The sequence below is a fragment of the Rhodococcus sp. 14-2483-1-1 genome (genome assembly GCF_002259335.1).
Taxonomy (GTDB): Bacteria; Actinomycetota; Actinomycetes; order Mycobacteriales; family Mycobacteriaceae; genus Rhodococcoides.
Map to the genome: position 1 here is coordinate 345,257 of NZ_NPFX01000022.1, position 25,545 is coordinate 370,801.

Annotated in this window: 23 protein-coding genes; 2 read left to right on the top strand and 21 right to left on the bottom strand. The window is 66.0% G+C overall.

The features are described 5' to 3' along the window. Positions 1-53: 53 nt before the first annotated feature. From uvrC to rpe, 7 genes are all read right to left on the bottom strand, one after another. On the bottom strand, positions 54-2,144 hold the full coding sequence (uvrC, locus tag CH294_RS22505) for an excinuclease ABC subunit UvrC (RefSeq protein WP_032403662.1): 2,091 nt from the start codon (positions 2,142-2,144) through the stop codon (positions 54-56). Positions 2,145-2,230: 86 nt separating this feature from the next. Then, entirely contained in the window at positions 2,231-2,689 is a 459-nt protein-coding gene (locus CH294_RS22510; RefSeq protein ID WP_094739189.1) for a PH domain-containing protein, read from the bottom strand. 29 nt (positions 2,690-2,718) lie between these two features. After that, the gene (ribH, locus tag CH294_RS22515; RefSeq protein WP_032377819.1) at positions 2,719-3,216 is read right to left on the bottom strand and encodes a 6,7-dimethyl-8-ribityllumazine synthase; all 498 of its coding nucleotides are present in this window, start codon (positions 3,214-3,216) and stop codon (positions 2,719-2,721) included. After that, positions 3,213-4,466, bottom strand: a complete 1,254-nt coding sequence (locus tag CH294_RS22520) for a bifunctional 3,4-dihydroxy-2-butanone-4-phosphate synthase/GTP cyclohydrolase II (protein WP_032378466.1) — start codon at positions 4,464-4,466, stop codon at positions 3,213-3,215. The genes ribH and CH294_RS22520 overlap by 4 nt, the downstream gene beginning before the upstream one ends. An 87-nt stretch (positions 4,467-4,553) precedes the next feature. Continuing rightward, positions 4,554-5,165, bottom strand: coding sequence for a riboflavin synthase (locus CH294_RS22525; RefSeq protein ID WP_094739100.1), 612 nt, complete (start codon positions 5,163-5,165; stop codon positions 4,554-4,556). Further along, positions 5,166-6,197 (bottom strand): bifunctional diaminohydroxyphosphoribosylaminopyrimidine deaminase/5-amino-6-(5-phosphoribosylamino)uracil reductase RibD, encoded by a 1,032-nt coding sequence (gene ribD, locus CH294_RS22530; protein WP_094739101.1) that lies wholly within the window; start codon positions 6,195-6,197, stop codon positions 5,166-5,168. A 22-nt stretch (positions 6,198-6,219) separates the two neighbouring features. Next, the gene (rpe, locus tag CH294_RS22535) at positions 6,220-6,894 is read right to left on the bottom strand and encodes a ribulose-phosphate 3-epimerase (RefSeq protein WP_032377816.1); all 675 of its coding nucleotides are present in this window, start codon (positions 6,892-6,894) and stop codon (positions 6,220-6,222) included. A gap of 35 nt (positions 6,895-6,929) precedes the next feature. Here rpe and CH294_RS22540 point away from each other — a divergent pair, with 35 nt between their 5' ends. Then, entirely contained in the window at positions 6,930-7,319 is a 390-nt protein-coding gene (locus CH294_RS22540; protein WP_032403364.1) for an MmcQ/YjbR family DNA-binding protein, read from the top strand. 16 nt (positions 7,320-7,335) lie between these two features. Here CH294_RS22540 and CH294_RS22545 read toward each other — a convergent pair whose 3' ends face one another. The 3 genes from CH294_RS22545 to CH294_RS22555 form a co-directional block, all read right to left on the bottom strand. Then, entirely contained in the window at positions 7,336-8,805 is a 1,470-nt protein-coding gene (locus tag CH294_RS22545) for a transcription antitermination factor NusB (RefSeq protein ID WP_094739102.1), read from the bottom strand. Next, the gene (gene fmt, locus CH294_RS22550) at positions 8,802-9,725 is read right to left on the bottom strand and encodes a methionyl-tRNA formyltransferase (RefSeq protein WP_094739103.1); all 924 of its coding nucleotides are present in this window, start codon (positions 9,723-9,725) and stop codon (positions 8,802-8,804) included. The genes CH294_RS22545 and fmt overlap by 4 nt, the downstream gene beginning before the upstream one ends. Positions 9,726-9,813: 88 nt before the next feature. Beyond that, positions 9,814-10,551 carry a PadR family transcriptional regulator gene (locus tag CH294_RS22555; RefSeq protein WP_032403660.1) on the bottom strand — a complete coding sequence of 246 codons (738 nt, stop codon included), beginning with the start codon at positions 10,549-10,551 and terminating at the stop codon, positions 9,814-9,816. 297 nt (positions 10,552-10,848) lie between these two features. Here CH294_RS22555 and CH294_RS22560 point away from each other — a divergent pair, with 297 nt between their 5' ends. Then, entirely contained in the window at positions 10,849-12,594 is a 1,746-nt protein-coding gene (locus CH294_RS22560) for a GGDEF domain-containing protein (RefSeq protein WP_094739104.1), read from the top strand. Here the strand turns inward: CH294_RS22560 and CH294_RS22565 are convergent. The 11 genes from CH294_RS22565 to CH294_RS22615 form a co-directional block, all read right to left on the bottom strand. Then, complete coding sequence (locus CH294_RS22565) at positions 12,510-13,361, bottom strand: cyclase family protein (protein WP_094739105.1); 852 nt, start codon at positions 13,359-13,361, stop codon at positions 12,510-12,512. The genes CH294_RS22560 and CH294_RS22565 overlap by 85 nt on opposite strands. A gap of 79 nt (positions 13,362-13,440) precedes the next feature. Beyond that, entirely contained in the window at positions 13,441-15,408 is a 1,968-nt protein-coding gene (locus tag CH294_RS22570) for a primosomal protein N' (protein ID WP_212709826.1), read from the bottom strand. A 150-nt stretch (positions 15,409-15,558) separates the two neighbouring features. Next, on the bottom strand, positions 15,559-16,773 hold the full coding sequence (gene metK / locus CH294_RS22575; RefSeq protein WP_094739106.1) for a methionine adenosyltransferase: 1,215 nt from the start codon (positions 16,771-16,773) through the stop codon (positions 15,559-15,561). A 184-nt stretch (positions 16,774-16,957) separates the two neighbouring features. Then, positions 16,958-18,211, bottom strand: coding sequence for a bifunctional phosphopantothenoylcysteine decarboxylase/phosphopantothenate--cysteine ligase CoaBC (gene coaBC / locus CH294_RS22580; RefSeq protein ID WP_094739107.1), 1,254 nt, complete (start codon positions 18,209-18,211; stop codon positions 16,958-16,960). 23 nt (positions 18,212-18,234) lie between these two features. Beyond that, the gene (gene rpoZ, locus CH294_RS22585) at positions 18,235-18,540 is read right to left on the bottom strand and encodes a DNA-directed RNA polymerase subunit omega (protein WP_032377808.1); all 306 of its coding nucleotides are present in this window, start codon (positions 18,538-18,540) and stop codon (positions 18,235-18,237) included. 72 nt (positions 18,541-18,612) lie between these two features. Next, the gene (gmk, locus tag CH294_RS22590; RefSeq protein ID WP_052058391.1) at positions 18,613-19,224 is read right to left on the bottom strand and encodes a guanylate kinase; all 612 of its coding nucleotides are present in this window, start codon (positions 19,222-19,224) and stop codon (positions 18,613-18,615) included. Between the two features lie 5 nt (positions 19,225-19,229). After that, positions 19,230-19,550, bottom strand: a complete 321-nt coding sequence (mihF, locus tag CH294_RS22595) for an integration host factor, actinobacterial type (RefSeq protein WP_027496987.1) — start codon at positions 19,548-19,550, stop codon at positions 19,230-19,232. Between the two features lie 196 nt (positions 19,551-19,746). Continuing rightward, complete coding sequence (gene pyrF, locus CH294_RS22600) at positions 19,747-20,574, bottom strand: orotidine-5'-phosphate decarboxylase (protein WP_094739108.1); 828 nt, start codon at positions 20,572-20,574, stop codon at positions 19,747-19,749. Continuing rightward, complete coding sequence (gene carB / locus CH294_RS22605) at positions 20,571-23,912, bottom strand: carbamoyl-phosphate synthase large subunit (RefSeq protein ID WP_094739109.1); 3,342 nt, start codon at positions 23,910-23,912, stop codon at positions 20,571-20,573. The genes pyrF and carB overlap by 4 nt, the downstream gene beginning before the upstream one ends. Beyond that, a complete protein-coding gene (carA, locus tag CH294_RS22610) occupies positions 23,912-25,042 on the bottom strand; it encodes a glutamine-hydrolyzing carbamoyl-phosphate synthase small subunit (protein WP_032377804.1) in 1,131 nt (376 codons plus the stop codon). The genes carB and carA overlap by 1 nt, the downstream gene beginning before the upstream one ends. After that, on the bottom strand, positions 25,039-25,545 hold the full coding sequence (locus CH294_RS22615) for a hypothetical protein (protein ID WP_032403356.1): 507 nt from the start codon (positions 25,543-25,545) through the stop codon (positions 25,039-25,041). The genes carA and CH294_RS22615 overlap by 4 nt, the downstream gene beginning before the upstream one ends.

Genomic DNA, 25,545 nt, shown 5'->3' on the forward strand with positions numbered 1-25,545 from the left:
CGGTTCGAGATGCTCGTCGGATGGCGGATGTCTCTGTGTCTGGTGTTCGCTCACTACGAAGCCTGTCCCGCCGATTCCACGCGCGGCGCAATCGCATGTTCCGTCGTGTTCTCGCCCGATGTCGTTGCAGTTGCGTTGCCATCATCGCCTACATCGGCGTCGTCCGTGTCCGAACCGAGCGCCGCCAGCACCGACTTCGCGGTGGTCTCACCGATTCCCGGCACCTCGACGATCTCCGCGACCGTCGCGCGCTTGAGATTGGCTACCGAACCGAAGTGTGCGACCAGGGCCGTTCGCCGCGATTCACCGAGTCCACGGACCGAATCCAGTGCCGAGGCCGTCATCCGACGGGACCGCTTGCTGCGGTGGAACGTGATCGCGAATCGGTGCGCCTCGTCGCGAACTCGCTGCAGCAGATAGAGGGACTCGCTCGTTCGCGGCAGGATGACCGGATCCTCCTCGCCCGGCACCCACACCTCTTCGAGTCGCTTGGCGAGACCGACCACCGCCACATCGGTCACGCCCAATTCGTCCAGCACAGCTGCGGCTGCGGCCACCTGAGGGGCACCGCCGTCCACGACGAACAGGTTCGGTGGGTAGGCGAACTTTCGAGGTCTGCCGGTCTGGGGATCGAGCGCGGCTTCCGGAGCCAGATCGCCTCCGCTCGCTTCGGTCGACCCATCGGCGGAGTGTCGGAGGAATCGACGCCTAGTCACCTCGGCAATGCTGGCGACGTCATCGGAGTGTCCGTCACCGGCCGCTTCCTTGATCGCGTAGTGGCGGTAGTCGCTCTTGCGAGGCAGCCCGTCCTCGAAGACGACGAGAGATGCCACCACATCGGTTCCCTGTACATGGGAGATGTCGATGCACTCGATGCGCAGCGGTGCCGAATCGAGATCGAGAGCTTCCTGAATCCCCTGCAGCGCAGCAGATCTCGATGTGAAATCTCCCGCTCGCTTCAGCTTGTGTTGCTGCAGGGCCTCCTTGGCGTTGCGCTCGACGGTCTCGGCCAACGCCTTCTTGTCGCCGCGCTGAGGAACGCGCAGGGTCACGTTGGACCCCCGAAGCTCGCTGAGCCACGTCTGGACCTCGTCGGCGTTGTCCGGCAGAACGGGCACCAGCACTTCGCGCGGAACTGCATTGGAACCGCCGTCGTCGCCACCCGGCGCCTGCGCAGTCAGCGCGGCCTGCTCGCCGTAGAACTGGGTGAGAAACTGCTCGACCAGTGCGGGCAGATCTGCCTCGTCCTGCCGCTCGATCACTTCGCCTGCCTTCTCCACCACCCAGCCGCGCTGTCCGCGAACCCGGCCCCCGCGAACGTGGAACACCTGGACGGCAGCTTCGAGGGCATCGGTGGCGAACGCGACGAGGTCGGCGTCGGTACCGTCGCCGAGCACCACCGCCTGCTTCTCCAATGCTCGACGCAGTGCGCCGACGTCGTCGCGCAGGCGCGCTGCGGTCTCGAAGTCCAAGTCCTCGGATGCCGCCTGCATCTTCTTCTCGAGCTGCCGCACGAGCTTGTCGGTCTTACCGGCCAGAAAGTCGCAGAAATCCTCGACGGTGCGGCGGTGCTCCTCCGCGCTGACCCGGCCCACGCACGGTGCCGAACATTTGTCGATGTACCCCAGCAGGCAGGGTCTGCCGATCTGATTGTGCCGCTTGAACACTCCGGTCGAGCACGTGCGCGCGGGGAACACCCGGAGCAACAGGTCCAGCGTCTCGCGAATCGCCCACGCATGGGCGTACGGGCCGAAGTAGCGCACGCCCTTGCGGCGGGGTCCGCGGTACACGAACAGACGTGGGTATTCCTCGTTCATCGTCACCGCGAGCATCGGATAGCTCTTGTCGTCGCGGTAGCGGACGTTGAATCGCGGATCGAATTCCTTGATCCAGTTGTACTCGAGCTGCAGTGCCTCTACCTCGGTGGTGACGACCGTCCATTCGACCGACGCCGCGGTGGTGACCATCTGGCGGGTACGAGGATGCAGCGAGGCGACGTCGGCAAAGTAGGAATTGAGCCGACTGCGGAGGCTTTTGGCCTTACCCACGTAGACGACGCGACCGTGGGGATCTCGAAATTTGTACACACCCGGCTCCACCGGAATGGTTCCGGTGGCCGGGCGGTAGGTAGCGGGGTCGGACACGGCATCCACGTTAGCCGTCGGGTCCGACGTTCTCCGCATCCGCAGCTCAGGTGTGGTGCATGCCCTGCTACGTCAGTCCTGCTAGGTCAGTCCTGATCGACCGCGTCGGTCGGAACGGATGCGGTGGGTGCGTATTTACGTTCGAGTGTCCGGAACTTCCGCACTGCGGCGACCGCGTGCTCACGATCGTTGGACTGGATGGCCATCACGTTGATGAACTCGTCGTCGGGGATGTCGACGCGCGCCCACATCGCCCCGTCGGGAAAGGACAGTCCGCGCACCAGATCCCACTCGATCAGGCGCTCCGAGAGCAGATTACGTACCGCGACACCTGCGGGTCCCACGCGGATTCGCGGGCGGGTCAGCACCAGCGCCAAGCCGCCGAGCAATACTCCGATTCCCGCCATCGCGAGTTGGTCGGCGGTCCGGAAGTACACCCCGGTCGGAGACACCCGGAGCAGGACGGCGACGGTCGAATGCGCCACGACGAGCAACACTGCCGCCGCGATGGCGTAGCGCGCAGACTTGCGGGACTTCACCTGCATGTCCCACTGCGGGGTCGGTTCGCCGCCGGTCACGTGAACTCCTGGTTCGTCCAAGGTTGACGCAGATGCTTCAGAGTCAGTGCCGTGTCGATTGCGGCTGCAGTGGCCTGAGCGCCCTTGTCCTCGAACGAGCCGGGCAGGCCGGCACGATCGAGCGCCTGCTGCTCGTCGTTGGTGGTGAGCACCCCGTTGGTGACCGGAGTGCCCTCGTCCAGCGATACTCGCGTCAAACCGGCCGTGACGGCGTCGCACACGTACTCGAAATGCGGTGTACCGCCGCGGATGACGACGCCGAGCGCCACGACGGCATCGTGGTTGCGGGCGAGCGCCTGGGCGACCACGGGCAGCTCGATGGCACCGGCGACGCGGATGACCGTGACGTCCCGCACTCCCGCCGACTCTGCCTTGCGCAACGCACCGTCGAGCAGCGCCTCGGAAATCGTTCGATGCCACTGGCCCGCCACGATCGCCAGCTTCAGGTCGTTCGCACCGGCGAGCTGGAGGGTGGGTTCGCCGTCGCCGCTCATGAGGTGACTCCGTTCTCGAAATCGTCGAGACCGGTGAGGTCGTGGCCCATGCGGTCGCGTTTGGTGCGCAGGTACGTGAGGTTCTCGGCGTTGGCGCGCAACGGCATCGGTACCCGCTCGGTCACGTGCAGGCCGTATCCGTCGAGCCCGACTCGCTTGGCCGGATTGTTGGTGAGCAGACGCATCGAAGACACACCGAGGTCGACGAGGATCTGAGCACCGATTCCGTAGTCGCGGGAGTCGGCGGGCAAGCCCAGCTGCAGGTTGGCGTCGACCGTGTCGGAGCCGGCGTCCTGGAGCTGATAGGCCTGCAGTTTGTGCAGCAGTCCGATTCCGCGGCCCTCGTGTCCGCGCATGTACAGGACGATTCCGCGTTCCTCGGCGGCGACCATTTCGAGAGCGGCGTCCAGTTGCGGTCCGCAGTCGCAGCGCAGCGAACCGAATACGTCACCGGTGAGGCATTCGGAGTGCACACGAACGAGGACGTCGTTGCCGTCACCGTCGGGTCCGGCGATGTCGCCGCGCACGAGCGCAACGTGTTCGACCTCGTCGTAGATGCTCTGGTAGCCGACCGCACGGAAGGTGCCGTGGCTGGTAGGGATTCGGGCGTCAGCGACGCGGAGGACGTGCTTTTCGTGCTTGCGCCGCCATGCGATCAGGTCTGCGATCGAGATGAGCGCGAGGTCGTGCTCGTCGGCGAACACGCGCAGTTCGTCGGTCTGGGCCATCGCGCCTTCGTCCTTCTGGCTGACGATTTCGCAGATGACGCCTGCAGGCCGCAGATCGGCCATGCGGGCCAGATCGACGGCGGCCTCGGTGTGGCCGGGGCGACGCAGCACTCCGCCGTCCTTGGCGCGCAGCGGTACGACATGGCCGGGGCGGGTGAAATCGCCGGCTCCGGTATCGGGGTCGGCGAGCAGTCGCATCGTGGCTGCGCGGTCGGAGGCCGAGATCCCGGTTCCGATTCCCTCGCGGGCATCGACGGTGACCGTGTACGCGGTTCCGTGCTTGTCCTGATTGGTGGCGAACATCGGCGGCAGGCCGAGTCGGTCACAGTCCTCACCGGACAGCGGAACACAGAGATAGCCGGAGGTGTAGCGGACCATGAAGGCAACCAGCTCCGGGGTGGCCTTCTCGGCGGCGAAAATCAGATCGCCTTCGTTTTCGCGGTCCTCGTCGTCGACGACCACCACGGCTTTGCCCGCAGCGATGTCCGCAACTGCGCGCTCGATACTGTCGAACCTGGTCACGAAAGTGCGCTCCATAGGTCTCGGGCCTGGCTCAGCACCCTTGGAATGTCTCCGATGCACCGTTACCTGCGTGCACTTCAACAGTACTTACTGTGCGTCGATCGACTGCAGCCGCTCCACGTACTTGGCGATGACATCGACTTCGAGGTTGACCGGTGAGCCGACCTCGGCCGTGCCGAGCGTGGTCAGATCGAGGGTGGTGGGTATCAGCGAGATCTCGAACCAGTGCGAACCGTCGTCGACACCCAATCCGGACACGGTCAGCGACACTCCGTCGACGGTGATCGAGCCCTTTTCCACGACGTAGCGCGCGACCGAGGTAGGCATGGTGATGCGCACGACGGTCCAGTTCTCGGACGGCGAGCGGCCCGCCACGGTTCCGGTTCCGTCGACGTGGCCCTGGACGAGGTGCCCACCGAGCCTGCTGCCGAGTGCCGCGGCGCGTTCGAGGTTGACGCGGCTGCCGACTTCGAGGGCACCCAGGCTCGATCGGTTCAACGTCTCCTGCATGACATCGGCGGTGAAGCCGCCGTCCGGCAGTACCTCCACGACGGTCAGACACACCCCGTTGACCGCAATGGAGTCCCCATGGCCTGCATCGGAGGTCACCACCGGGCCGCGGACGGTGAAACGAGCGGCATCGGGCAGTTCGTCCTTGGCCACGATCTCGCCCAGTTCTTCGACGATTCCGGTGAACATCTAATTCGCTCCTTCGGGCACGACGCCGATCAGTATGTCGTTGCCGATCATGGTGACTGTCTCCGTGCGGAACCGAATTGCGTCGGCAATTGTTCCGATGCCCGCATTCTCCACCGCCGCAGGTCCGCTGCCCAACACGGCCGGGGCGACGTATGCCACGACGCGGTCGATCAGCCCGGCAGCGAGAAATGCTCCGGCCAACGTCGGACCGCCTTCGATCTGGACATCGGTGTGTTCGCCGAGAGCCTCGATCACCGCCGCCGGATCGTGTGTGTCGAGAAACACCGTGGGTGCCTCCGACCCGCGAATCGCGGCGTTCGCCGGTATCTGCCGCGATCCGACGACGACGCGCACGGGCTGGTGGAGCGCAAGGGACCCGTCGAGTCGTCGGGCGGTCAGCCGCGGGTCGTCGGCCAGCACGGTCCCGGTTCCCACGACGATGGCGTCGAGCTTGGCCCGCTCGGCGTGCACGTGCGCGCGCGCCTCGGGACCGGTGATCCACTGACTCGTACCGTCCGCGGCGGCGCTGCGTCCGTCCAGAGTCGCGGCATATTTCCAGGTCACGTGTGGCCGCCCGGTGCGTTGCTTGTGCAGCCATGCCCGCAGCGGACCCTGCCGTACCTCGCGTTCCCCGATCCCCTGCTCGACGCGAATGCCCGCGCCGCGCAGAGTCTCGGCTCCGCCTGATGCGAGCGGGTTCGGATCGGCGACGGCGTGCACGACCGTCGCGATGCCGGCCTCGATCAGTGCCTGCGAACAGGGCCCGGTACGACCGGTGTGGTCACAGGGCTCGAGGGTCACCACCGCAGTGCCGCCGCGAGCTCGATCCCCGGCCTCGGCCAGGGCGACGATCTCGGCATGCGGTCCGCCGGGTGGACGCGTGGATCCGACACCCACGACCGTTCCGCGGGCATCGAGAATGACGGCACCGACCGCAGGGTTCGGAGCACTGATACCCCGGGCGGACTCGGAGGCCTCGATGGCGAGGTTCATGGCGTCGGTGATCGACACCGCCCCGCCGTCGACGCTCATGCGACTGCGCCCGGGTTGCCCATCAGGACAGGTGGTGCGATGCGTGGGCGGCCCGGGTGCGAAGGTCACGCACGGCGGCGGCGGGATCGGCGGTGTCGTAGACGGCCGAGCCGGCGACGAAGCAGTCGATTCCGGCTTCGGCGGCTTGCTCGATCGTGTCGGAATTGATTCCGCCGTCGATCTCGACCACCAGTCGCAGATCACCTGAATCGACAAGTGCGCGAACAGCTTTCGCCTTCGAGAGCACCTCGGGCATGAACGACTGCCCGCCGAAGCCAGGCTCCACGCTCATCACCAGCAGGGTGTCGAAGTCACGCAAGATCTCGAGGTACGGCTCGATCGGCGTGCCGGGCTTGACCGACAGGCCGGCTTTTGCGCCCGCTGCGCGGATGTCACGCGCCACTGCGGACGGGTCGTCGGTCGCCTCCGCGTGAAAGGTGACGTTGTACGCCCCGGCCTCGGCGTAGGGCGGGGCCCAGCGCGCCGGATCCTCGATCATCAGGTGGCAGTCGAGGGGGATGTTCGTCGCTTTCAGCAGACTCTTCACGACCGGAAGCCCGAGGGTGAGGTTGGGAACGAAGTGCGCGTCCATGACGTCGACGTGCAGCCAATCAGCTCCGGACACCGCCTCGGCTTCGGCGGCGAGCCGTGCGAAATCGGCGGACAGAATGGAGGGGGCAATCATCGGGGAAACCACGATTGACGAGCCTAGCCGAGCGGTATGGTGCGCCCATGGCCACCATCGACTCCGCAACGGCGATGATCGCCGAACTGCCCGGGGTCACCGTGGGCGTCCGGTACGGGCATTCGTCGTGGGCGGTCGGCAAGAACGTGTTCGCGTGGATTCGCCCGTTCAGCAAGGCCGACCTGAAACGGTTCGGCGACCGGACCCCGCCCCGGGGGCCGATCCTCGCCGTTCGTACCGCGGACCTGCACGAGAAGGAGGCCATCCTCGCTGCACATCCGCGGGCGTGCTTCACCATCTCGCACTTCGACGGGTTCGCCGCGGTGCTGGTGGATCTCGACAACACCGACGACGGCGAACTACGGGAACTGCTGATCGACGGGTGGCTCGTCTACGCCCCGAAGAACGTCGCCGAGACGTTCCTGGCGGGCGGCTGATCCTGCCGCCGTCCGGTCACATCGGTTTGCGTAGCGCCGCCATGAACATCGCATCGGTGCCGTGTCGGTGTGGCCACAGTTGCACGGACGTACCGTCGCCCAGCTTCGGCACGCCCGGCACGAGTTCGCGTGTATCGAGCGGCTCGACGCCGAATCGGCGGACCGCGTCGGCTACGACAGCCGTCGTTTCGGACAGATGCGGCGAGCACGTCGAATAGAGCACGACGCCACCGGGGCGAACCAGGTCGATCGCCGCTGCCAGCAACTCTTTCTGCAGCGTTACCAGGGCCGCGACGTCGGACGGCAGTCGCCGCCAGCGCGCCTCGGGCCGACGACGTAGGGCGCCGAGCCCGGTGCACGGCGCGTCCACGAGCACGCGGTCGTAGCCACCGTCGAGTCCGGATTGCCTGCCGTCGACGGTGTGCACCGTCACCGGAAGGTCCTTGGTCGTCTTGGACACCAGATCGGCGCGGTGCGGCGTCGGCTCGACGGCATCGACTGTGGCACCGTCGATCTCGGCGATGGCACCGAGCAGCGCAGCTTTGCCTCCCGGGCCGGCGCACAGATCCAGCCATCGACCACCGTCCGCACCGACGAGTGGTGCCAGGGTGAGTGCCCGTCCGACGAGTTGACTGCCCTCGTCCTGAACTCCGGCCAGCCCGTCACGTACGGCGTCGAGCTTGCCGGGATCGCCGCCGTCGAGGTGCACGGCGTACGGGGAATAAGGTCCTTCCTCTCCCCCGGTGATCAGCGCCAGTTCTTCGGCCGAGATCTCTCCGGGCCGAGCGACCAGGTGAACCGAGGGCCGTGCGTCGTCGGCTTCGAGCACGGCAGCGAGTTCACCGGCATCGGCACCGAGGGCGTCGGCGAAAGCCTGCGCGATCCACTTGGGATGTGCGTACTCGAAGGCGAGGTGGCCGACCGGATCGGACACTGCTGGTGGCGCCAGCTCGTCGACCCACTGCGCCGCCGTGCGTTCGGACACACGCCGCAGCACCGCATTGACGAAACCAGCCTTGCCGGTGCCGAATTCGGACCGGGCCAGATCCACCGACGTGGCGACGGCCGCGTGTGGTGCCACCCGGGTCCGGAGCAGCTGGTAGGCGCCGAGCCGCAGAATGTCGAGCAGAGGCCCGTCTATTTCCGCGGCAGGCCGCCCGGCCGCATGGGCGATCACCGCGTCGAGCACCCCACGTGCGCGGGACGCGCCGTACGCGAGTTCGGTGGCCAGCGCGGCATCGCGCGAGTCCAGCTTCCGCTCTCGCAGCAAGCCGGGCAGCACCAGGTTGGCGTAGGCATCACGCTCGCGGACCGCCTTCAGTACGTCACGGGCCGCGCGGCGTGCCGGATCGATCGCATCGATTGCGCGGGGCCCCGCGCCCTGCGGAGGCCGGTTTCCTTTGGGACCACGGGCTCCTGGCGACTTCTTCACGAACTTTCTCGGCTGACCGGACTCGCGCTTACGGGGCCTGTCGGGTTCTGTCATCGCGCTACCGCCGTATCGTCCAGCCGAGCGCCGCGCGCCCAGTCGAGTGCCTTCATGACCTTCTTGCCCTGGGGTTGGATATCTCCGAGAACGAGTGCGGTCGTGCCTGTTCCGATGTGCACACCGGATTTGCGTACCTCGATCGCGCCGGGAGGCAACGTATCGGGCACCAGCTGTACCGGGGCGATCTTGACGCGGAGTTCACCGATCGTCGTCCATGCCCCCGGTGCCGGGGTGACCGACCTGATGTGCCGATCGATGTAGGCGGCGGATCGGTTCCAGTCGATGCGCGCCGCGTCGACGGTGACCTTGCTCGCGTACGAAACACCGTCGTCGGGTTGCGGATGGGCGCCTGCGGTTCCGTCTTCTATCGCGTCGAGGGTTGCGTTCAGCAGCTCGGCTCCGCTCGATGCGAGTCTGGTGAGCAGGTCACCCGTGGTGTCGGTCGAGCGAATTCTCTCGGTGACGACGCCGAGCACCGGGCCGGTATCCATCCCCGCATCGAGCAGAAACGTGGAAGCCCCGGTGATTTCGTCGCCTGCGGCGATGGCGGCCTGTACGGGCGCGGCACCGCGCCATGCGGGCAGCAGCGAGAAGTGCAGGTTGATCCAGCCGAAGCGAGGAATGTCGAGGACCGGCTGAGGCAGTAGCGCGCCGTATGCGACAACAGGGCAGACATCGGGTGCGAGGTCGATCAGCTGCGAGACGAAATCCGGGTCCGACGGCTTCGCGGGCGTGAACACCGGAATGCCGTGTTCGTCGGCCAGCAGGCCGACCGGGGAGCGAACAGTCTTTCGCCCTCGACCGGATGCGGCGTCGGGCCGGGTCACCACGGCGATCACCTCGTGGCGTTCGGACTCCAGCAACCTCCGCAGCGATGGGACTGCGGGGTCCGGTGTTCCGGCAAAGACGACGCGCACTGTAGGCAACTCCCTGGGATGGACGAAACGATCTCGGGTGTCCATCCTAGGGAGTGCCTGGAGCTGCGGACGATTCCGCACCCAGCGGTCATGTCGCGTCGGGAGCGTCGACCGTCTCGTCGGGCTGGGCGTCGTTCGGCCCGTCCTCCGCGAGGATGCGGTACATGGACTTCCGCGCCTCGACGAGGATGTCGGCGGCCTGTTCGACCTGTCGGGACGTGCCGACACCGGCCACCTGGCCGGCCGCACCCATCAACTGTCCGATGAGCGCGCGCAGATCCCGTGCGTCGAAACCGACCGAATCGGCGACGTCGTCCCACGGACTGCCCAGGTCCTCGCGATGCTGCTCGATGTGCGATCTCCCCTCATCGGTGAGAGCTGCCGTCTTGCGTCCGGCCACCTTGTCGATGAGAACCAGGCCCTCGTCCTCGAGCTGAGACAGAGCCGGATAGATCGAGCCGGGGCTCGGCTTCCAGGTGCCGTTGCTCTTGTCGGCGATCTGCTGGATGAGCTCGTATCCGTGCATCGGACGCTCCTCGAGCAGCAGCAGGATTGCCGCACGCACATCTCCGCGTCGACCTCGCCCTCCCCGGCCCCGACCTCGGCCGAAATCTGCATTCGGTCCGAAGCCACCTGCCCCGAAACCGCCGGGACCGAAACCGGGCCGCATGCCCTCGCGACCGCGTCCGAACCCACCTCCTGCACCGCGCCTGCCGCGTTCACCGTGCCCTCTCTTTCCGCGCCCTCGCTCTCGATGACCGCCCTCGTCCACCGGGACGTCATCGTCGGCCTGGGCAACCCACATCTGAAACGGTGCACCGCGCATGTGCGCGCGTCCGCCTCCACTGCCTGCGAACGGCCCCATCCGGGGGCCTCCGCGGCGTCCGAATTCGTGTGCGAATCCTTCGAATGCGTAGTTCATGTCGTTCTCCTCTGTATCGATTGACATTTCGACGATATATCGGCAATACAGTTTCCGCAAGATCCCGAGGTCGATTCCTTCTTTTCGGCTCCGATGAGCCCATGGACAACAGCCACCTCTCGGTACGATGAATCGGCCGGTCCGAGCCACCGATCACAGCGACCGGCGGGGCGGCGCTCGCTCACGAACGAGGGGGGCCGCATGGCCGGATCAGCGGGGCGACGGGTTGTCGTCGTGCTCGGCTGCGTTCTCGCCGTCGTCCTCCTGGTCGGATCCGGCGTTCTCGGCCAACGCACCTCGGTGCTGATCGACGACGTCGCACAGCTCGCAGGCGGAATCGCCGCGACGGTCGTCTGCGGGCGGACCGCCAGGAGTCGGACGGGTTCCGAACGCCAGTGGCGTGTGTTGATGGCCGCGGGAATGGCGTGCTGGAGCGCAGGCATGGCGGTATGGGCCTTCTACCGATCCGTGCTCGACATGCCGCTGCCGACCGCATCGGTCGCAGACGTCGGATTCTTCCTCTTCCCCGTCTTCGCCGTTCCCGCTTTGTTCGCCTTCGTGGGAGTGTCGCCCCGACGAGCGGCCGCAGGTGCCCGCCACGTCTGGCTGATGTCGCTGCTCGACGGTGCAGTCGTCGTGGGATCACTCTTCGTTCTGTCATGGGCCACCGTGCTCGGTGCGGTCGTGCACTCGTCGGAGTCCGAACCCATCGAGTTCCTCGTGGCCGTCATGTACCCCATCACCGACCTGGTTCTCGTCGCCATGATCGTGCTGCTCATCGCGATTCCGACCATCGCGGCTCGGTACAGGTCACAGCTCACCCTGCTCGGGGCAGGGATCCTGATGCTGGCGATCTCGGACAGCATCTACGCGTACCTGGTCGCAATCGGGGCTGAGTTCATGCCCGTCCTGACGGACGGCGGATTCATCGCCGGCACCGCGCTCATCGCGCTCGCGGCCGCCACACCGAGAACCGTCGACAACGGCCCTTCGACGTACAGCCCCTCGACACACGGCCCTTCGACGTACAACCCTTCGACGTACGGCCAGGAACCCACTGCGTTTGCCGGCACGGACAGCATCGCCGGTGAACGAACGCAGATGCTGCTGCCCTACGCACTGATGGGTGCCATCGGCATCGTGCTGGCGGTTCTGCGTGTGCTGACCGGCACCCTCGACTCGACGGTCATCGTGCTCGGGGTTGCGGTGGTGCTGCTCTCGCTCGTCCGACAGATGATCACCTTGATACAGAACGACAACCTGCTCCGTAGCTTGACCCTGGCTCGGGACGAGCTGACCTACCGCGCGCACCACGACGGACTGACCGGACTACTCAATCGATCGTCGTTCGACGGACACCTGCGCGCGGCGGTGAACGACGCCCGAGCGGGCCGGAATAGCGCAATCCTGCTGCTGATCGACCTGGACAACTTCAAGAGTGTCAACGACCGATTCGGGCACGGCGGCGGCGACGAACTGTTGATCGAACTTGCACGCCGACTCGACAGATGCGTGGTCGAGGGAGTGGTGGCGCGTTTCGGCGGCGACGAGTTCACCGCCTTGGTCCACGCCGACCTCGACACCGGGCGCACCACAGCGGTGCGCATCGCCGAAGCTATGCGCACTCCCCATGAAATCGACGGGCATCCGGTCTCGGTCGGCGCGTGCGTCGGTGTCGTGCAGATAGGCCGCACAACCGGCGTCGACCCCGACGACACCGCACCACGAACCACCGGTGTCGACGAGGACGAGCTGATGCGGCTCGCCGATCGCGCGATGTATCGGGCCAAACGCGAGGGGAAAGCCGGGGTCTACGGCTACGACGCCGTGGGCACGCTCAGCCGAGTACCGATGGACATCGATCAGGACAACCTGGGCACCAAACCGAAAATGGTTGCAGGAGAACCAGATCCGGCACGATTGATGGGACCGCCGACAAGAACGTAGGCACCTGTGGCCGGGATGGACTCCAAATTGGTCAGGTTCTCCAAACTGATCCGACGCCTGTCGTAGAGCTTGACCGACACCGGGTAGGTCTCGTCGTTGCCCAGATCGGGCCCGAAGGTATCCGTGCCGAGCGCGCCTCGATCTGCGAGCTTGCCCGTGTCGATCAGCCACTGAGCCGCCTCCGCAGAGAAACCGGGTTGGTGTGTCACACCGTCCGCGTCTGCGTTGGCGTAAGCGTCGGTGCCCCAACGCGACGACCATCCGGTCCACGCAATGACGGCCGCCCCCGCCGGAATTGGTCCATGCATGGCCTCCCAGCTCTGCAGATCTGCGACCGTGACGGCGTAATCTGCATCGGCCGCCGCCTGCTCGCGGATATCGATCTTCACCGCGGGCAGAAACAGGTCTTGCGGATCGAGTTGGTCGGCGGTCAGTCCACCCTCCTGAAAATGCGCGGGAGCTCCCCAATGGGTTCCGGTGTGCTCCCCTTCCTTGACGTACTGGAGGTAGAACCCGTCCTCGGCGACAGTGAACGCCGTCTCGAGAGTGAACTCCGGATCGCCGGGAAAGATCGGAGTGAGAGCTGGATCGTTGACGTGCGACAGAGACACGATCTGCAGCAGGCGATCCAACGGAAAGGCAGGCCCGGCAGGCTGCGCCGAGCCGGCGCCGGGCAGGGCGTCGGCGGTGGCAGGCGCAACCAGCCTTGCCCCCACCAGCACTGCCACACCTGTTGTCACTCGGCGAAAAAGCTGCCTTCTCTTCATGTCCCCGACCCCACCTCTCGTCAGCGCCCCGTGCGCCTCCCCGACGCAACCTTAAGCCCTGCCGAACCCCGATGGAGCGTCAACCGATACGAATCGGATCTATCTGAATCCGCACTCCCGCACCGAGTTTCTTGGCACTGCGAGATGCCTGCGCAGCGGACAACGCCCGAGCCAGTGCCGCCCCGGTACTGCGGGGTACGCGTATCAGCAGCCGCTGCACATCACCGGAAAGCCCGTCCTCTCCGCTACTTGCAGGAGGGCGTTGGCCGTCCGGCAGATCGACCGGTCCGAGCACTTCCACTGCCTCGGGCAGATCTGCACTCTCGACCAGCGCAGTGATCGCGTCGGTGGTGCCGTCGATCGCCGCAACGTGCACGGCCGGCGGAAAGCGAACCTCCACACGCTCGTCCAGCTGACTCCTCGCGTGCCACAACGGATCCCAGCGAACCAGAGCCTGCACGGTAGGTATTTCGGATTCGGCCACGACGACCACACGGCCACCGTCCGAACCCGGCCGCACCATGGCTGCGGCCGTCATCCACCGACGCAGCGTCTCCTCTGCGGCGCGCAGATCTGCGCGGCCGAGCAGTGCCCAGCCGTCGAGCAGCAACGCCGCGCCGTAGCCGCCTTCGACCGTCGGCTCGGCACCCACCGTGGACACCACGAGCCCGGCCCCGGGACGGACCGAGTCGAGTACTGTCGCGCCGCCCGAATTGTGCACGGGAACACCAGGAAAGGCCCGCCCCAGTTCCTCGGCGGTTCGACCCGCACCGATCACGACTGCACGTAGGTTGCGCGATCCGCAGACCGTGCACCGGTGCGCAGCGTCGGCGATTCCGCACCACGAACACGTCGGGCTGCTGGCACCGTCGCTGCCCGCGGCCGAGGGCAGCGCCAGCGGGCCGTTGCATCGACGACACCGCGCCGGATTCCGGCACTTCGCGCACGCCAGTGACGGCACATAGCCCGCACGCGGAACCTGCACCAGCACAGGTGCGTCGGCCTTCAATGCTGCCCGAGCAGCCTCGAAGGCAATCGCCGGTAATCGTGCCACGCGAGCCGCTGGATCCCGCGCCAGAGCGTGGTCCGAATCGGCCAGCGCAACCACGTGAGGTTGACGCTCTCGGATCAGCTCACGCGGAGCCACCAGGTCGTGGGCCCAGCCGGAGTCGACGAGCGCTTCGGCCTCCGCCGTACGCGAGTGTCCACCGATCACCACCGCCGCCCCGGAGACGTGAGCACGGAGCAACGCCACCTCGCGCGCGTGCGGATACGGGGACCGAGGCTCGGCAAAACTGTCGTCGCCGTCGTCCCAGATCGCGATCATGCCGAGTGTCGACACCGGAGCGAAGACGGCACTACGCGTGCCGACGACGACAACAGGTCCCGATCGCAGACACCGTAGCCACTGCCGATACCGCTTGGCCGGACCCAGTCCGGCCGACAACGCCACAACATGCTCGGCCCCGAGCAACCCCGTGCATGCCGCCTCCAGGCGATCGAGGTCGCGCTGATCGGGCACTACGACCACCGCGGACCTACCGCCTGCCACCGTCACCGCAGCCGCCTCGGCCAGACGAATCGACCATTGCTCGCCGGGCAGCGCCTGCCACACGGCTCGCGGAAGGCGACCGGACGCCAAGGCGTCGAGGAAATTCGGGCCATGGGTATAGGCGGACCATGCCACGCGGTCGACGGCAGGCTCGCTCGGAGGATCGACGACGGGTGTGGCTTCCGCTTCCACCCTCGCGTGGCGGGCCGGTACGGCCAGACGCAGCACGTCCGCTCGCGTTCCGGCGTAGCGATCTGCAACCACCTCAGCGAGCTCGGCGATCTCGGGAGTCAGAACCTGCTCCGCGGACACCACCCGTTCGAGCCATCCGAGTTTGCCGTCATGGTCGGTCTCGGCAAGCCTGGCCACCACGAAACCGTCGACCAAACGGCCCGCGAACCGCACTCGAACGCGGACGCCGGGTTGCGCATCCGCACCGAACTCCTCGGGTACGAGGTAATCGAATTCGCGGTCCAGATGCGCAAGCGGCAACATCGGGAGAATGCGAGCGATGGGAAGACTCGACGCCGCTACCTGTGCCGAGACCGCCACCGCACCTCCTTCTCGACTTCTTCCGACCTCGATCGACCTGGATGAACCGCGGCGGAGCGAGGGGAGGTACGTACTGGACCGTCTTCGCCCTGTCTACAGACCGGCCGCATCCCGGAGCTTGTCGGCCCGATCGGTGGACTCCCACGGTAGATCGATATCGGTACGGCCGAAGTGGCCGTACGCCGCGGTCGGAGCGTAGATCGGCCGCAGCAGATCCAGGTCGCGGATGATGGCGCCGGGGCGCAGGTCGAACACCTCGCTGATCGCCGCGCGGATCTTCACAGGATCGGTCTTCTCCGTGCCGAAGGTCTCGACGAACAGACCGACCGGCGCAGCCTTACCGATCGCGTACGCCACCTGGACCTCGATGCGATCGGCGAGGCCGGCTGCGACGGCATTCCTGGCGACCCACCGCATCGCGTAGGCGGCGCTGCGATCGACCTTCGACGGATCTTTACCGGAGAACGCTCCGCCGCCGTGCCGCGCCATGCCGCCGTAGGTGTCGACGATGATCTTGCGTCCGGTCAATCCGGCGTCACCCATCGGGCCACCGAGCACGAACTTGCCGGTGGGATTGACCAAGAGGCGCACGTCGGAGGTGTCGAGGGTCGGCACGTTCAACTCGGCCAGAACCGAACCCAGAACCTTCTCGCGAATGTCGGGTGTGAGCAGGTTGTCGAGGTCGATGTCGGCCGCATGCTGAGTCGAGATCACCACGGTGTCCAGACGAACAGCGTTGTCGCCGTCGTACTCGATCGTCACCTGAGTCTTGCCGTCCGGGCGCAAGTACGGCAGCACTCCACTCTTGCGAACCTCGGTCAGCCGCCGTGCGAGACGGTGAGCCAACGCGATCGGCAACGGCATCAGCTCGGGCGTGTCGGTGTTGGCGTACCCGAACATCAGACCCTGGTCCCCTGCACCCTGCCGGTCGATCTCGTCGTCGGACAGCCCTTCGACGCGAGCCTCGTGAGAATGGTCGACGCCCTGAGCAATTTCCGGAGACTGCGCACCGATGGCGACGTTCACCCCGCACGAGTTACCGTCGAAACCCTTTGCCGACGAGTCGTATCCGATCTCGAGGACCTTCTCGCGCACGATCTTCGGGATGTCGGCATACGCTGTGGTGTTGACCTCACCCGCAACATGAACCTGCCCGGTTGTGACCAACGTCTCGACGGCGACCCGGGCACGCGGATCCTCCGTGAGCAGAGCATCGAGAATCGAATCGCTGATGGCGTCACAGATCTTGTCGGGATGACCCTCTGTAACGGACTCGCTGGTGAAAAGCCGACTACCGGACGTGCTCACGGACTTCCTCTCGACGCATGTTCCTGCCCGACCCGGCGCCGTGCGCCGGTCGGGCACTCCACGAAAATTGACGTTCCCTCGGTGTTATCGCCCCTGCCGGAACGCGGCAAACCTGATTTCTACGATCGGTACAGCAGGTGCCCAGCACAGTAGCCGGGACGACATCGCTCGTGCACCCTTGGCATCATCGGGGATTCGAAGTCGGTCGAGGGCTCCTCGTATCGAGCATCTGCACCACTGAATCCAGGACGCGGCTCGCGAGAAGGGCTTTCGAGCCCTCTCCCAATGCAGCCTCGGAACCATCGGCTCCGAGCAACCAACCGTCGTTGTGGTCCACCTCGAATGCCTTGCCGTCACCGACCGCGTTCACCACGAGCAGATCGCAGCCCTTGCGTTCGAGCTTGGCCCGCGCGTATGTCAGCACATCGCCGTCTGCGTCGCCTGTCTCCGCGGCGAACCCGACGATGACGGTCGATGTTTCGATGTCGCCGTCTCGTCGAGCTGCGACCAGGCCGGCGAGTATGTCGTCGTTACGGATCAACGGGATCGAGGACGGCTCGTTCGCGCCCTTCTTGATCTTGCTTCCCGCGATGGACTCGGGGCGGAAATCCGCAACCGCGGCCGCCATGACCACTGCATCGACGCCGACGGCATATTTGCGAACAGCGTCCTGCATGTCCGAGGCGGTCTTGACGTTCACGACGTCGACTGCAGCCGGCGCGTCGAGGTCGCTGGTGTATCCAGCAACCAAGGTCACCTGGGCACCGCGCTGCGCGGCGACCCTGGCCAGCGCATATCCCTGCTTGCCCGAACTCCGATTACCCAGAAAACGAACCGGGTCCAGGGGCTCACGGGTGCCTCCGGCGGACACCAGAACACGACGCCCCTCGAGATCTCGTGGCAGCGCATCGGCTCTCTCGCTCACGAGCATCGACAGTGCGAATATCTCGTCCGGTTCCGGAAGCCGCCCCGAACCGGTGTCGCGTCCGGTCAACCGCCCGGACGCCGGCTCGATTACGTGTGTGCCACGCGATCGAAGCGTGGCGACGTTGGCGACAGTGGCCGGGTGCTCCCACATCTCGGTGTGCATCGCCGGTGCGAGAACAACCGGGCAGCGGGCAGTGAGAAGAGTTGCGGTGAGCAGGTCGTCCGCACGCCCTCCTGCTATCCGGGCCATCAGGTCCGCGGTGGCCGGTGCCACGACGACGAGGTCCGCCTCCTGGCCCAGACGCACGTGAGGAACTTCCGGAACGTCCGCGAAGACTCCGGTGTGCACCGGTTGGCCGGAGAGTGCCTCGAACGTCGCACGTCCGACGAACTCGAGCGCGGATTCGGTCGGAATCACTCGAACCCGATGCCCGATCTCGGTGAAGCTGCGAATGAGCGAACAACTCTTGTAGGCGGCGATACCTCCGCCTACTCCGACGACGACATGCAAGTCAGATGTCCTCTGTGAGGTTCTTATTCGCCTTCGGTGTGCTCGAGGAGATCTGCATGGATCTCTCGCAGTGCGATCGACAGCGGCTTCTCCTGCAGGCCCGGCTCGACCAGGGGTCCCACGTACTCGAGGATGCCGTCACCGAGCTGGTTGTAGTAGTCGTTGATCTGGCGTGCGCGCTTGGCTGCGTAGATGACCAATGCGTACTTGGACGAGGTGCGGGCAAGCAACTCGTCGATGGGCGGATTCGTGATGCCGAGCGGCGTGTCGTAGGCCGGCAGAGCGCTGCGTCCGTCGAAGTCGGAAACGGCCGCTGAAATGCTGCTCACTGATGATCTCCTGAAATTGCATCGTTGGTGCTACGAACTAGCTGGTCGGGGCCTCGTGCGCCGTGGGAATGGTCAGCTGTTGCCGACCGACGACCTACCGACCAACAAGGATACCAACTGTTCGCACGAATGGTCGACATCGGTATTGACAACCACTGTGTCGAACTCGTCCTGCGCGGCCAATTCCACCCGCGCTGTCTCCAGTCGACGCTCCGTGGCCGCGCTTTCCTCGGTCGCGCGTCCGACCAACCGGGAGACGAGGTCTTCCCATGTGGGCGGAGCCATGAAGACCAGTAGAGCCTCTGGTTTGGACACGCGCACCGCCCGGGCACCCGCCAGGTCGAGCTCGAGCAGAACCGGACTGCCCGCCTCGAGAGCGGCCTCGACGGGCGCGGCCGGAGTGCCGGACCGCTGCAGGCCACCGTGGATGCTCGCCCACTCGAGCAGCTCGCCGTCGGCGATCATCCGGTCGAACTCGTCGGCGGAGACGAAGTGATAATCCTGTCCGTCGGTCTCGCCGGGTCGGGGTGACCGAGTCGTGACCGACACGCTGAACACGAGCTCGGGCAACGCCGCGCGCACGAGCCGAACAACACTGGACTTGCCGACGCCCGAGGGACCGGAGAGCACCACCAATCGACCCCGCTCGTTCGATGGGGCCGATGAAGTCGCAGTGTCAGCCACTGTGGTCAGGCCTCGAAATCGAACTTCGTCAGCAGCGCCTTGCGCTGCCGATCTCCGAGACCACGAAGGCGACGCGTCGGTGCGATCTCCAATTCCGTCATCAGCTCCGCGGCCTTGACCTTGCCTACCTTGGGCAACGCCTCGAGCAACGCGGACACCTTCATCTTTCCGAGAATCTCGTCCGTCTCGGCATCTTTGAGCACCTGCTTGAGATCGGTGCCGCCACGCTTGAGTCGCTCCTTGAGCTCGGCGCGCGCTTTCCGTGCGATCGCTGCCTTCTCGAGGGCAGCGGCACGCTGCTCGGGGGTCAACTGGGGAAGGGCCACTGTCGGTTCCTCCGTCTTCTCGTTCTGGGTGGTACGACGCACACGATCGTTGTCGGCACGTCGACCATCGGTGTACCACTGCCACGGACCGCGGTCACTGGCGATCTGCACTGTTCGTCGGCAGCGCTAGCGACCGTACCGACGACTCGCGTTCACCGCTAACTCGCCCCCGAGTGCCGGAGCGCAGCAGCGTCGACTATGCGAGACCGGCTTCGATCTCGTCGCGCAACCGCGTCGCCGCGTCGCGCAATGCCGTCACCGACGGGCCTGCGGCCAGGACACCCCGAGACGAGTTGGGCAGCAACAGCTCACGCGAATCACGGAAGATCTCCGCGAGATCGGCCACCGTCGCTCCCTGCGCTCCCAGACCCGGCGCGAGGATCGGTCCGGTGTAGTCCGACAGATCGAGACCGTGGTCACGCGTCGCACCGACGACCAAGCCCACTGTGTCGGCATCGACGCGATTACGCGTCGCCGCCGCGTCGACGATCGTCTGAGCCACCGACCCGCCGTTCGATGTCGCCGCCTGCTGTAAGGCCGAACCCTCCGCATTCGAGGTTCGAGCCAGCACGAACAGCCCGCGCTGGTGTTGCACCGCGCGCTCGACAGTCTCGCTCAGAGAATCGAAGCCCAGGTACGGCGACACCGTGACCGCATCGGAAGACAGCGGCGACTCGGGCTCAAGCCACGCCTGCGCGTATGCATCCATCGTCGTGCCGATATCGCCGCGCTTGGCATCGGCGATCACCAGGGTGCCGGCGTCGCGCAACACACTGACGGTGCGCTCGAGAACCGCATACCCCGCGGATCCGTATGCCTCGAAGAACGCCACCTGCGGCTTGACGATCGCGACTTCGCCGACGAACGCCTCGACGCACAGCTCGGCGAACACCTCGAGACCGTCGGCCGAGCGCGGCAACTCCCAGGCGTCGAGCAGGGCTGGATGTGGATCGATGCCGACGCAGAGCCGACCGCGCGCACTCACCGCCGAACGCAACCGATCCGACCAACCGAGATGACTCATGGCACGACCAGACCTTCCTTCAGTCCCGCATGCAGGTCCTGGAGCGAGCGAACACCGATTCCACCGGCGATACCGGCCTCGATGCCCTGCACTGCCGCCGACGCACCCTGCACCGTGGTGATGCACGGGATGTTCTGTGCCACTGCCGCGCTGCGAATCTCGTACCCGTCGACGCGGGGGCCGGAGTTGCCGTACGGGGTATTGATCACCATCGCGATGTCGCCGGCCAGGATGCGGTCGACGATGGTCTGCTCGCCCTCCGGGACGTCCTCGCCCGACTGCTTGTACACCTGCTCGCACTTGATTCCGTTGCGCCGCAGCACATCTGCGGTGCCTTCGGTTGCCAGGATGGTGAATCCGAGGTCCGCGAGCCGCTTCACCGGGAATATCAGCGAGCGCTTGTCCTTGTTTGCCACCGATACGAACACCGCGCCACCTGCGGGCAACGATCCGTATGCGGCGGTCTGGCTCTTGGCAAAGGCGGTACCGAAATCGAAGTCGATTCCCATCACCTCACCGGTGGACTTCATCTCGGGGCTGAGCAGAGTGTCGACGCCGGTGCCGTCCGCGCGGCGGAACCTGTTGAACGGCAACACCGCTTCCTTGACGGCGATGGGAGCTCCGGCCGGGACGGTGCCACCGTCTCCGGTCTCCGGCAGGATTCCCGCAGTCCGAAGTTCGGCGATGCTCTCCCCCAACATCACCCGTGCACAGGCCTTCGCCAGCTGCACGGCGGTTGCCTTCGACACGAACGGCACCGTCCGGCTCGCACGGGGGTTGGCTTCGAGGACGTACAGAATGTCGTCCTTGAGCGCGTACTGCACGTTCAGCAGGCCCTGAACACCGATTCCCTTCGCGAGGGCTTCGGTGGATCGCCGCACGTTCTCGAGGTCGGTCTTGCCGAGTGTGATGGGCGGCAGCGCGCACGCCGAGTCGCCGGAGTGGATGCCGGCCTCCTCGATGTGCTCCATGATGCCGCCGATGTACACCTCGGTGCCGTCGCACAGCGCGTCGACGTCGATCTCGACAGCATCTTCGAGGAAGCGGTCGACCAGAACCGGGCGATCGTCCGAGATCTCCGTCGCGTTGGAGATGTACGTCGCGAGAGACGCCTCGTCGTACACGATTTCCATCCCGCGTCCGCCGAGTACGTACGACGGACGGACCAGTACCGGGTAACCGATACCCGACGCGATCTCGCGGGCCCCGTCGAACGTGGTCGCCGTGCCGTACTTGGCAGCGGGCAGCCCGGCCGCGTCGAGGACCTTGCCGAACTCACCACGGTCCTCGGCGAGATCGATGGCCTCGGGGGATGTTCCGACGATAGGAACGCCCGCGGCCTTCAGCCGCTTCGCCAGGCCCAGCGGAGTCTGGCCGCCCAGCTGCACGATCACCCCGCGCACCGTTCCCGAGGCGGCCTCGGCCCGGTACACCTCGAGAACGTCCTCGAAGGTCAGCGGCTCGAAGTACAGGCGATCGGCGGTGTCGTAGTCGGTGGAGACGGTCTCGGGGTTGCAGTTGACCATGACCGTCTCGTAGCCGGCCTCGGACAGCGTCAGCGCCGCGTGCACACAGCTGTAGTCGAATTCGATGCCCTGACCGATACGGTTGGGACCGGATCCGAGGATCAGGACCTTGGGCCGGTCCGGCTGCGGGGCAACCTCGGTCTCGGCTTCGGGGTCGAGCTCGTAGGTGCCGTAGTGGTACGGGGTCTTGGCCTCGAACTCCGCCGCACAGGTGTCGACGGTCTTGTACACCGGGTGCACGCCGAGCTCGTCACGCAGCGCACGCACACCGTCCTCGCCGTCGAGTTCGGGTCGCAACGCGGCGATCTGGCGGTCGGACAGCCCGTGGTACTTCGCCTGTCGCAACAGCGCCTCGTCGAACTCGGCCGCCTCGCGAACCTGGACGCCGAGTTCGTGGATCTGTTGGAACTGATCGAGGAACCACGGATCGATCTTGGTCGCCTCGAAGAGCTGCTCGAGAGTGGCACCCATCGCGAACGCCTTCTCGATTCCGTACATCCGACCGTCCTGAGGAACGGACAGGTCCTTCAGCAGCGCGTCGAGGCTCTCTGCCTCGACCTCGGGGCCGGTCCAGTACCCCGCGCGCTTGGTTTCGAGCGAGCGCATCACCTTGCCGAACGCCTCGGTGAAGTTGCGGCCGATGGACATCGCCTCACCGACGGACTTCATCGTCGTGGTCAGCGTGCCGTCGGCTCCGGGGAACTTCTCGAACGCGAACCGCGGTGCCTTGACGACCACGTAATCCAGGGTCGGCTCGAAGCACGCCGGGGTCTCGCGGGTGATGTCGTTGACGATCTCGTCGAGGGTGTAGCCGATCGCCAGCTTGGCGGCCATCTTCGCGATCGGGTAACCGGTGGCCTTCGACGCCAGCGCCGACGAGCGCGACACGCGTGGATTCATCTCGATGACAACGAGTCGGCCGTCGGCCGGATCCATCGCGAACTGGATGTTGCAGCCGCCGGTGTCGACGCCCACCTCACGCAGGATGTCGATGGAGAGATCGCGCATCTTCTGGTACTCGCGGTCGGTCAGCGTCATCGCGGGTGCGACGGTCACCGAGTCGCCGGTGTGCACGCCGACCGGGTCCACGTTCTCGATGGAACAAACGATGACCACGTTGTCGCGGCCGTCGCGCATGAGCTCGAGCTCGTATTCCTTCCAACCGAGGATGGACTCCTCGATGAGGACGTTCGCGGTGGGCGAGGCCGCCAGGCCGCCGCCCGCAATCCGGGTCAGGTCCTCGTCGTTGTAAGCCAACCCCGATCCGAGACCGCCCATGGTGAACGACGGACGCACGACGACCGGGAAGCCGAGCTCGGCGACGGTCTCGCGCACTTCGTCCATCGTGTAGCAGACAGCCGACTTGGCGGACTCGCCACCGACCTTGGCGACGATGTCCTTGAACTTCTGTCGATCCTCACCGCGCTGGATCGCGTCGAAATCGGCACCGATCAGCTCGACACCGTACTTGGTGAGAATGCCCTGATCGTGCAGTGCGACGGCGGCGTTGAGGGCCGTCTGTCCACCGAGGGTGGCGAGCACAGCTTGGATGGGGTGCCCCTGCTCGGCCTCGCGGGCGAAGATCTTCTCGATGAACTCCGCCGTGATGGGCTCGACGTAGGTGGCGTCGGCGAACTCGGGATCGGTCATGATCGTCGCCGGGTTGGAGTTGACGAGGCTGACGCGGAGGCCTTCCTCGCGCAGCACTCGGCAGGCCTGGGTGCCGGAGTAGTCGAACTCGCAGGCCTGACCGATGACGATCGGGCCCGATCCGATGACCAGGACGTGGTTCAGGTCTGTGCGGCGTGGCATTACTTCTTCTCCTGAAGGACGCTGGTGAAACGGTCGAAGAGGTAGGCGGCGTCGTGCGGACCGGCCGCGGCCTCGGGGTGGTACTGCACGGAGAAGGCGCTCCCGTCGATCAGTTCGACGCCTTCGACGGTGCCGTCGTTGGCGCACGTGTGGCTGATCCGGGCGCGACCGAAGTCGGTGTCGAACTCCTCACCTGCTTCGCCTTCGAGTGCGAATCCGTGGTTCTGTGCAGTGATCGCGATGCGGCCGGTGGTGTGTTCGATCACCGGGATGTTCATGCCGCGGTGCCCGAACTTCATCTTGTAGGTGCCGCGTCCGAGTGCCCGCCCGAAGATCTGGTTGCCGAAGCAGATGCCGAACAGGGGCAGCTTCCGCTCGAGCACTTCTCTGGTCAACGCGACGCTGGTGTCGGCCGTGGCCGGGTCGCCCGGTCCGTTGGACAGGAAGACACCGTCCGGGTTCAGCTCCAGAACCTGCTCGATAGTGGTGTTCGACGGCACGACGTGCACGCGGATACCGCGCTCGGCGAACATCCGCGGAGTATTGGTCTTGATACCGAGATCGACTGCGACGACGGTGAATCGAGCGTCGCCGGACGGCTCGATGGTGTAGCCGGCCCCCGTGGTCACTTCACCGGCGAGATCGGCACCGAGCATCGACGGCTGACCGACCACCTGCTCGAGCATCTCGTCCGAGGTGCCGAGCGCGTCGCCCGAGAACACTCCCGCTCGCATCGAGCCGCGGGTACGCAGGTGCCGGACCAGAGCGCGCGTGTCGATTCCGGCGATGCCCACGACATTCTGCGCCTCGAGCTGATCCTGCAGCGTCCCGGTCGAGCGCCAACTCGAGGTGCGGCGGGCCGGATCTCGGACGACGTACCCGGCGACCCAGATCTTGTTGGGATCCTGGGCGCTGGCGGCTTCACCGTCCTCCTGGTTCCAGCCGGTGTTGCCGATCTGCGGCGCAGTCGCGACGACGATCTGTCGGTGGTAACTCGGGTCGGTGAGTGTCTCCTGGTATCCCGTCATTCCGGTGCAGAACACGGCCTCGCCGAGGGTGCGCCCCTGTGCGCCGAATGTGGTGCCGCGGAATGTCCGGCCGTCCTCCAGAACAAGAACTGCGCTGCTCACGCGGTTTCCTCCTTGGTTTCTCCGGTGGAACTCGCTGTCCACACCGGGTAGATCTGCTTGTCGTCGGCCCGGAAGCCGGTATCTATCTCGGTCCCCGTCGGAAGCTCCCAGCGGATGACGAGGAGCCCGTCCTTGGTCATGACCTTGCCCGCCAACCCGCGTTCGGTGCGGATCGCGCGAATCGATTCCGCCGGAATCCAGATGGGAGATTCGCCGTTCCGATCGAGAAGAATTCCCTTCTCGTATCGGGAGAGTTCACCGGTGGCGCGGTGGCCGATGTCGCCGACGGCGATCCGGTCCTGCCAGCTCGGCGCGATGGTGCTGCCGACGTACAGGCCGGTGGTCGGCTCGATGTGCGTGGCACCCAGATCGTCGGGCACGGCCGGGAATTCACCGATTCGATCTTCCTGACGCTTCTGCCGTCCTCGCCAACCCCAGAAGATCAGCGCGATCATCAGCGCCCAGAACAGAATGAATCCGATGACGATCAGAACTCTGTCCAC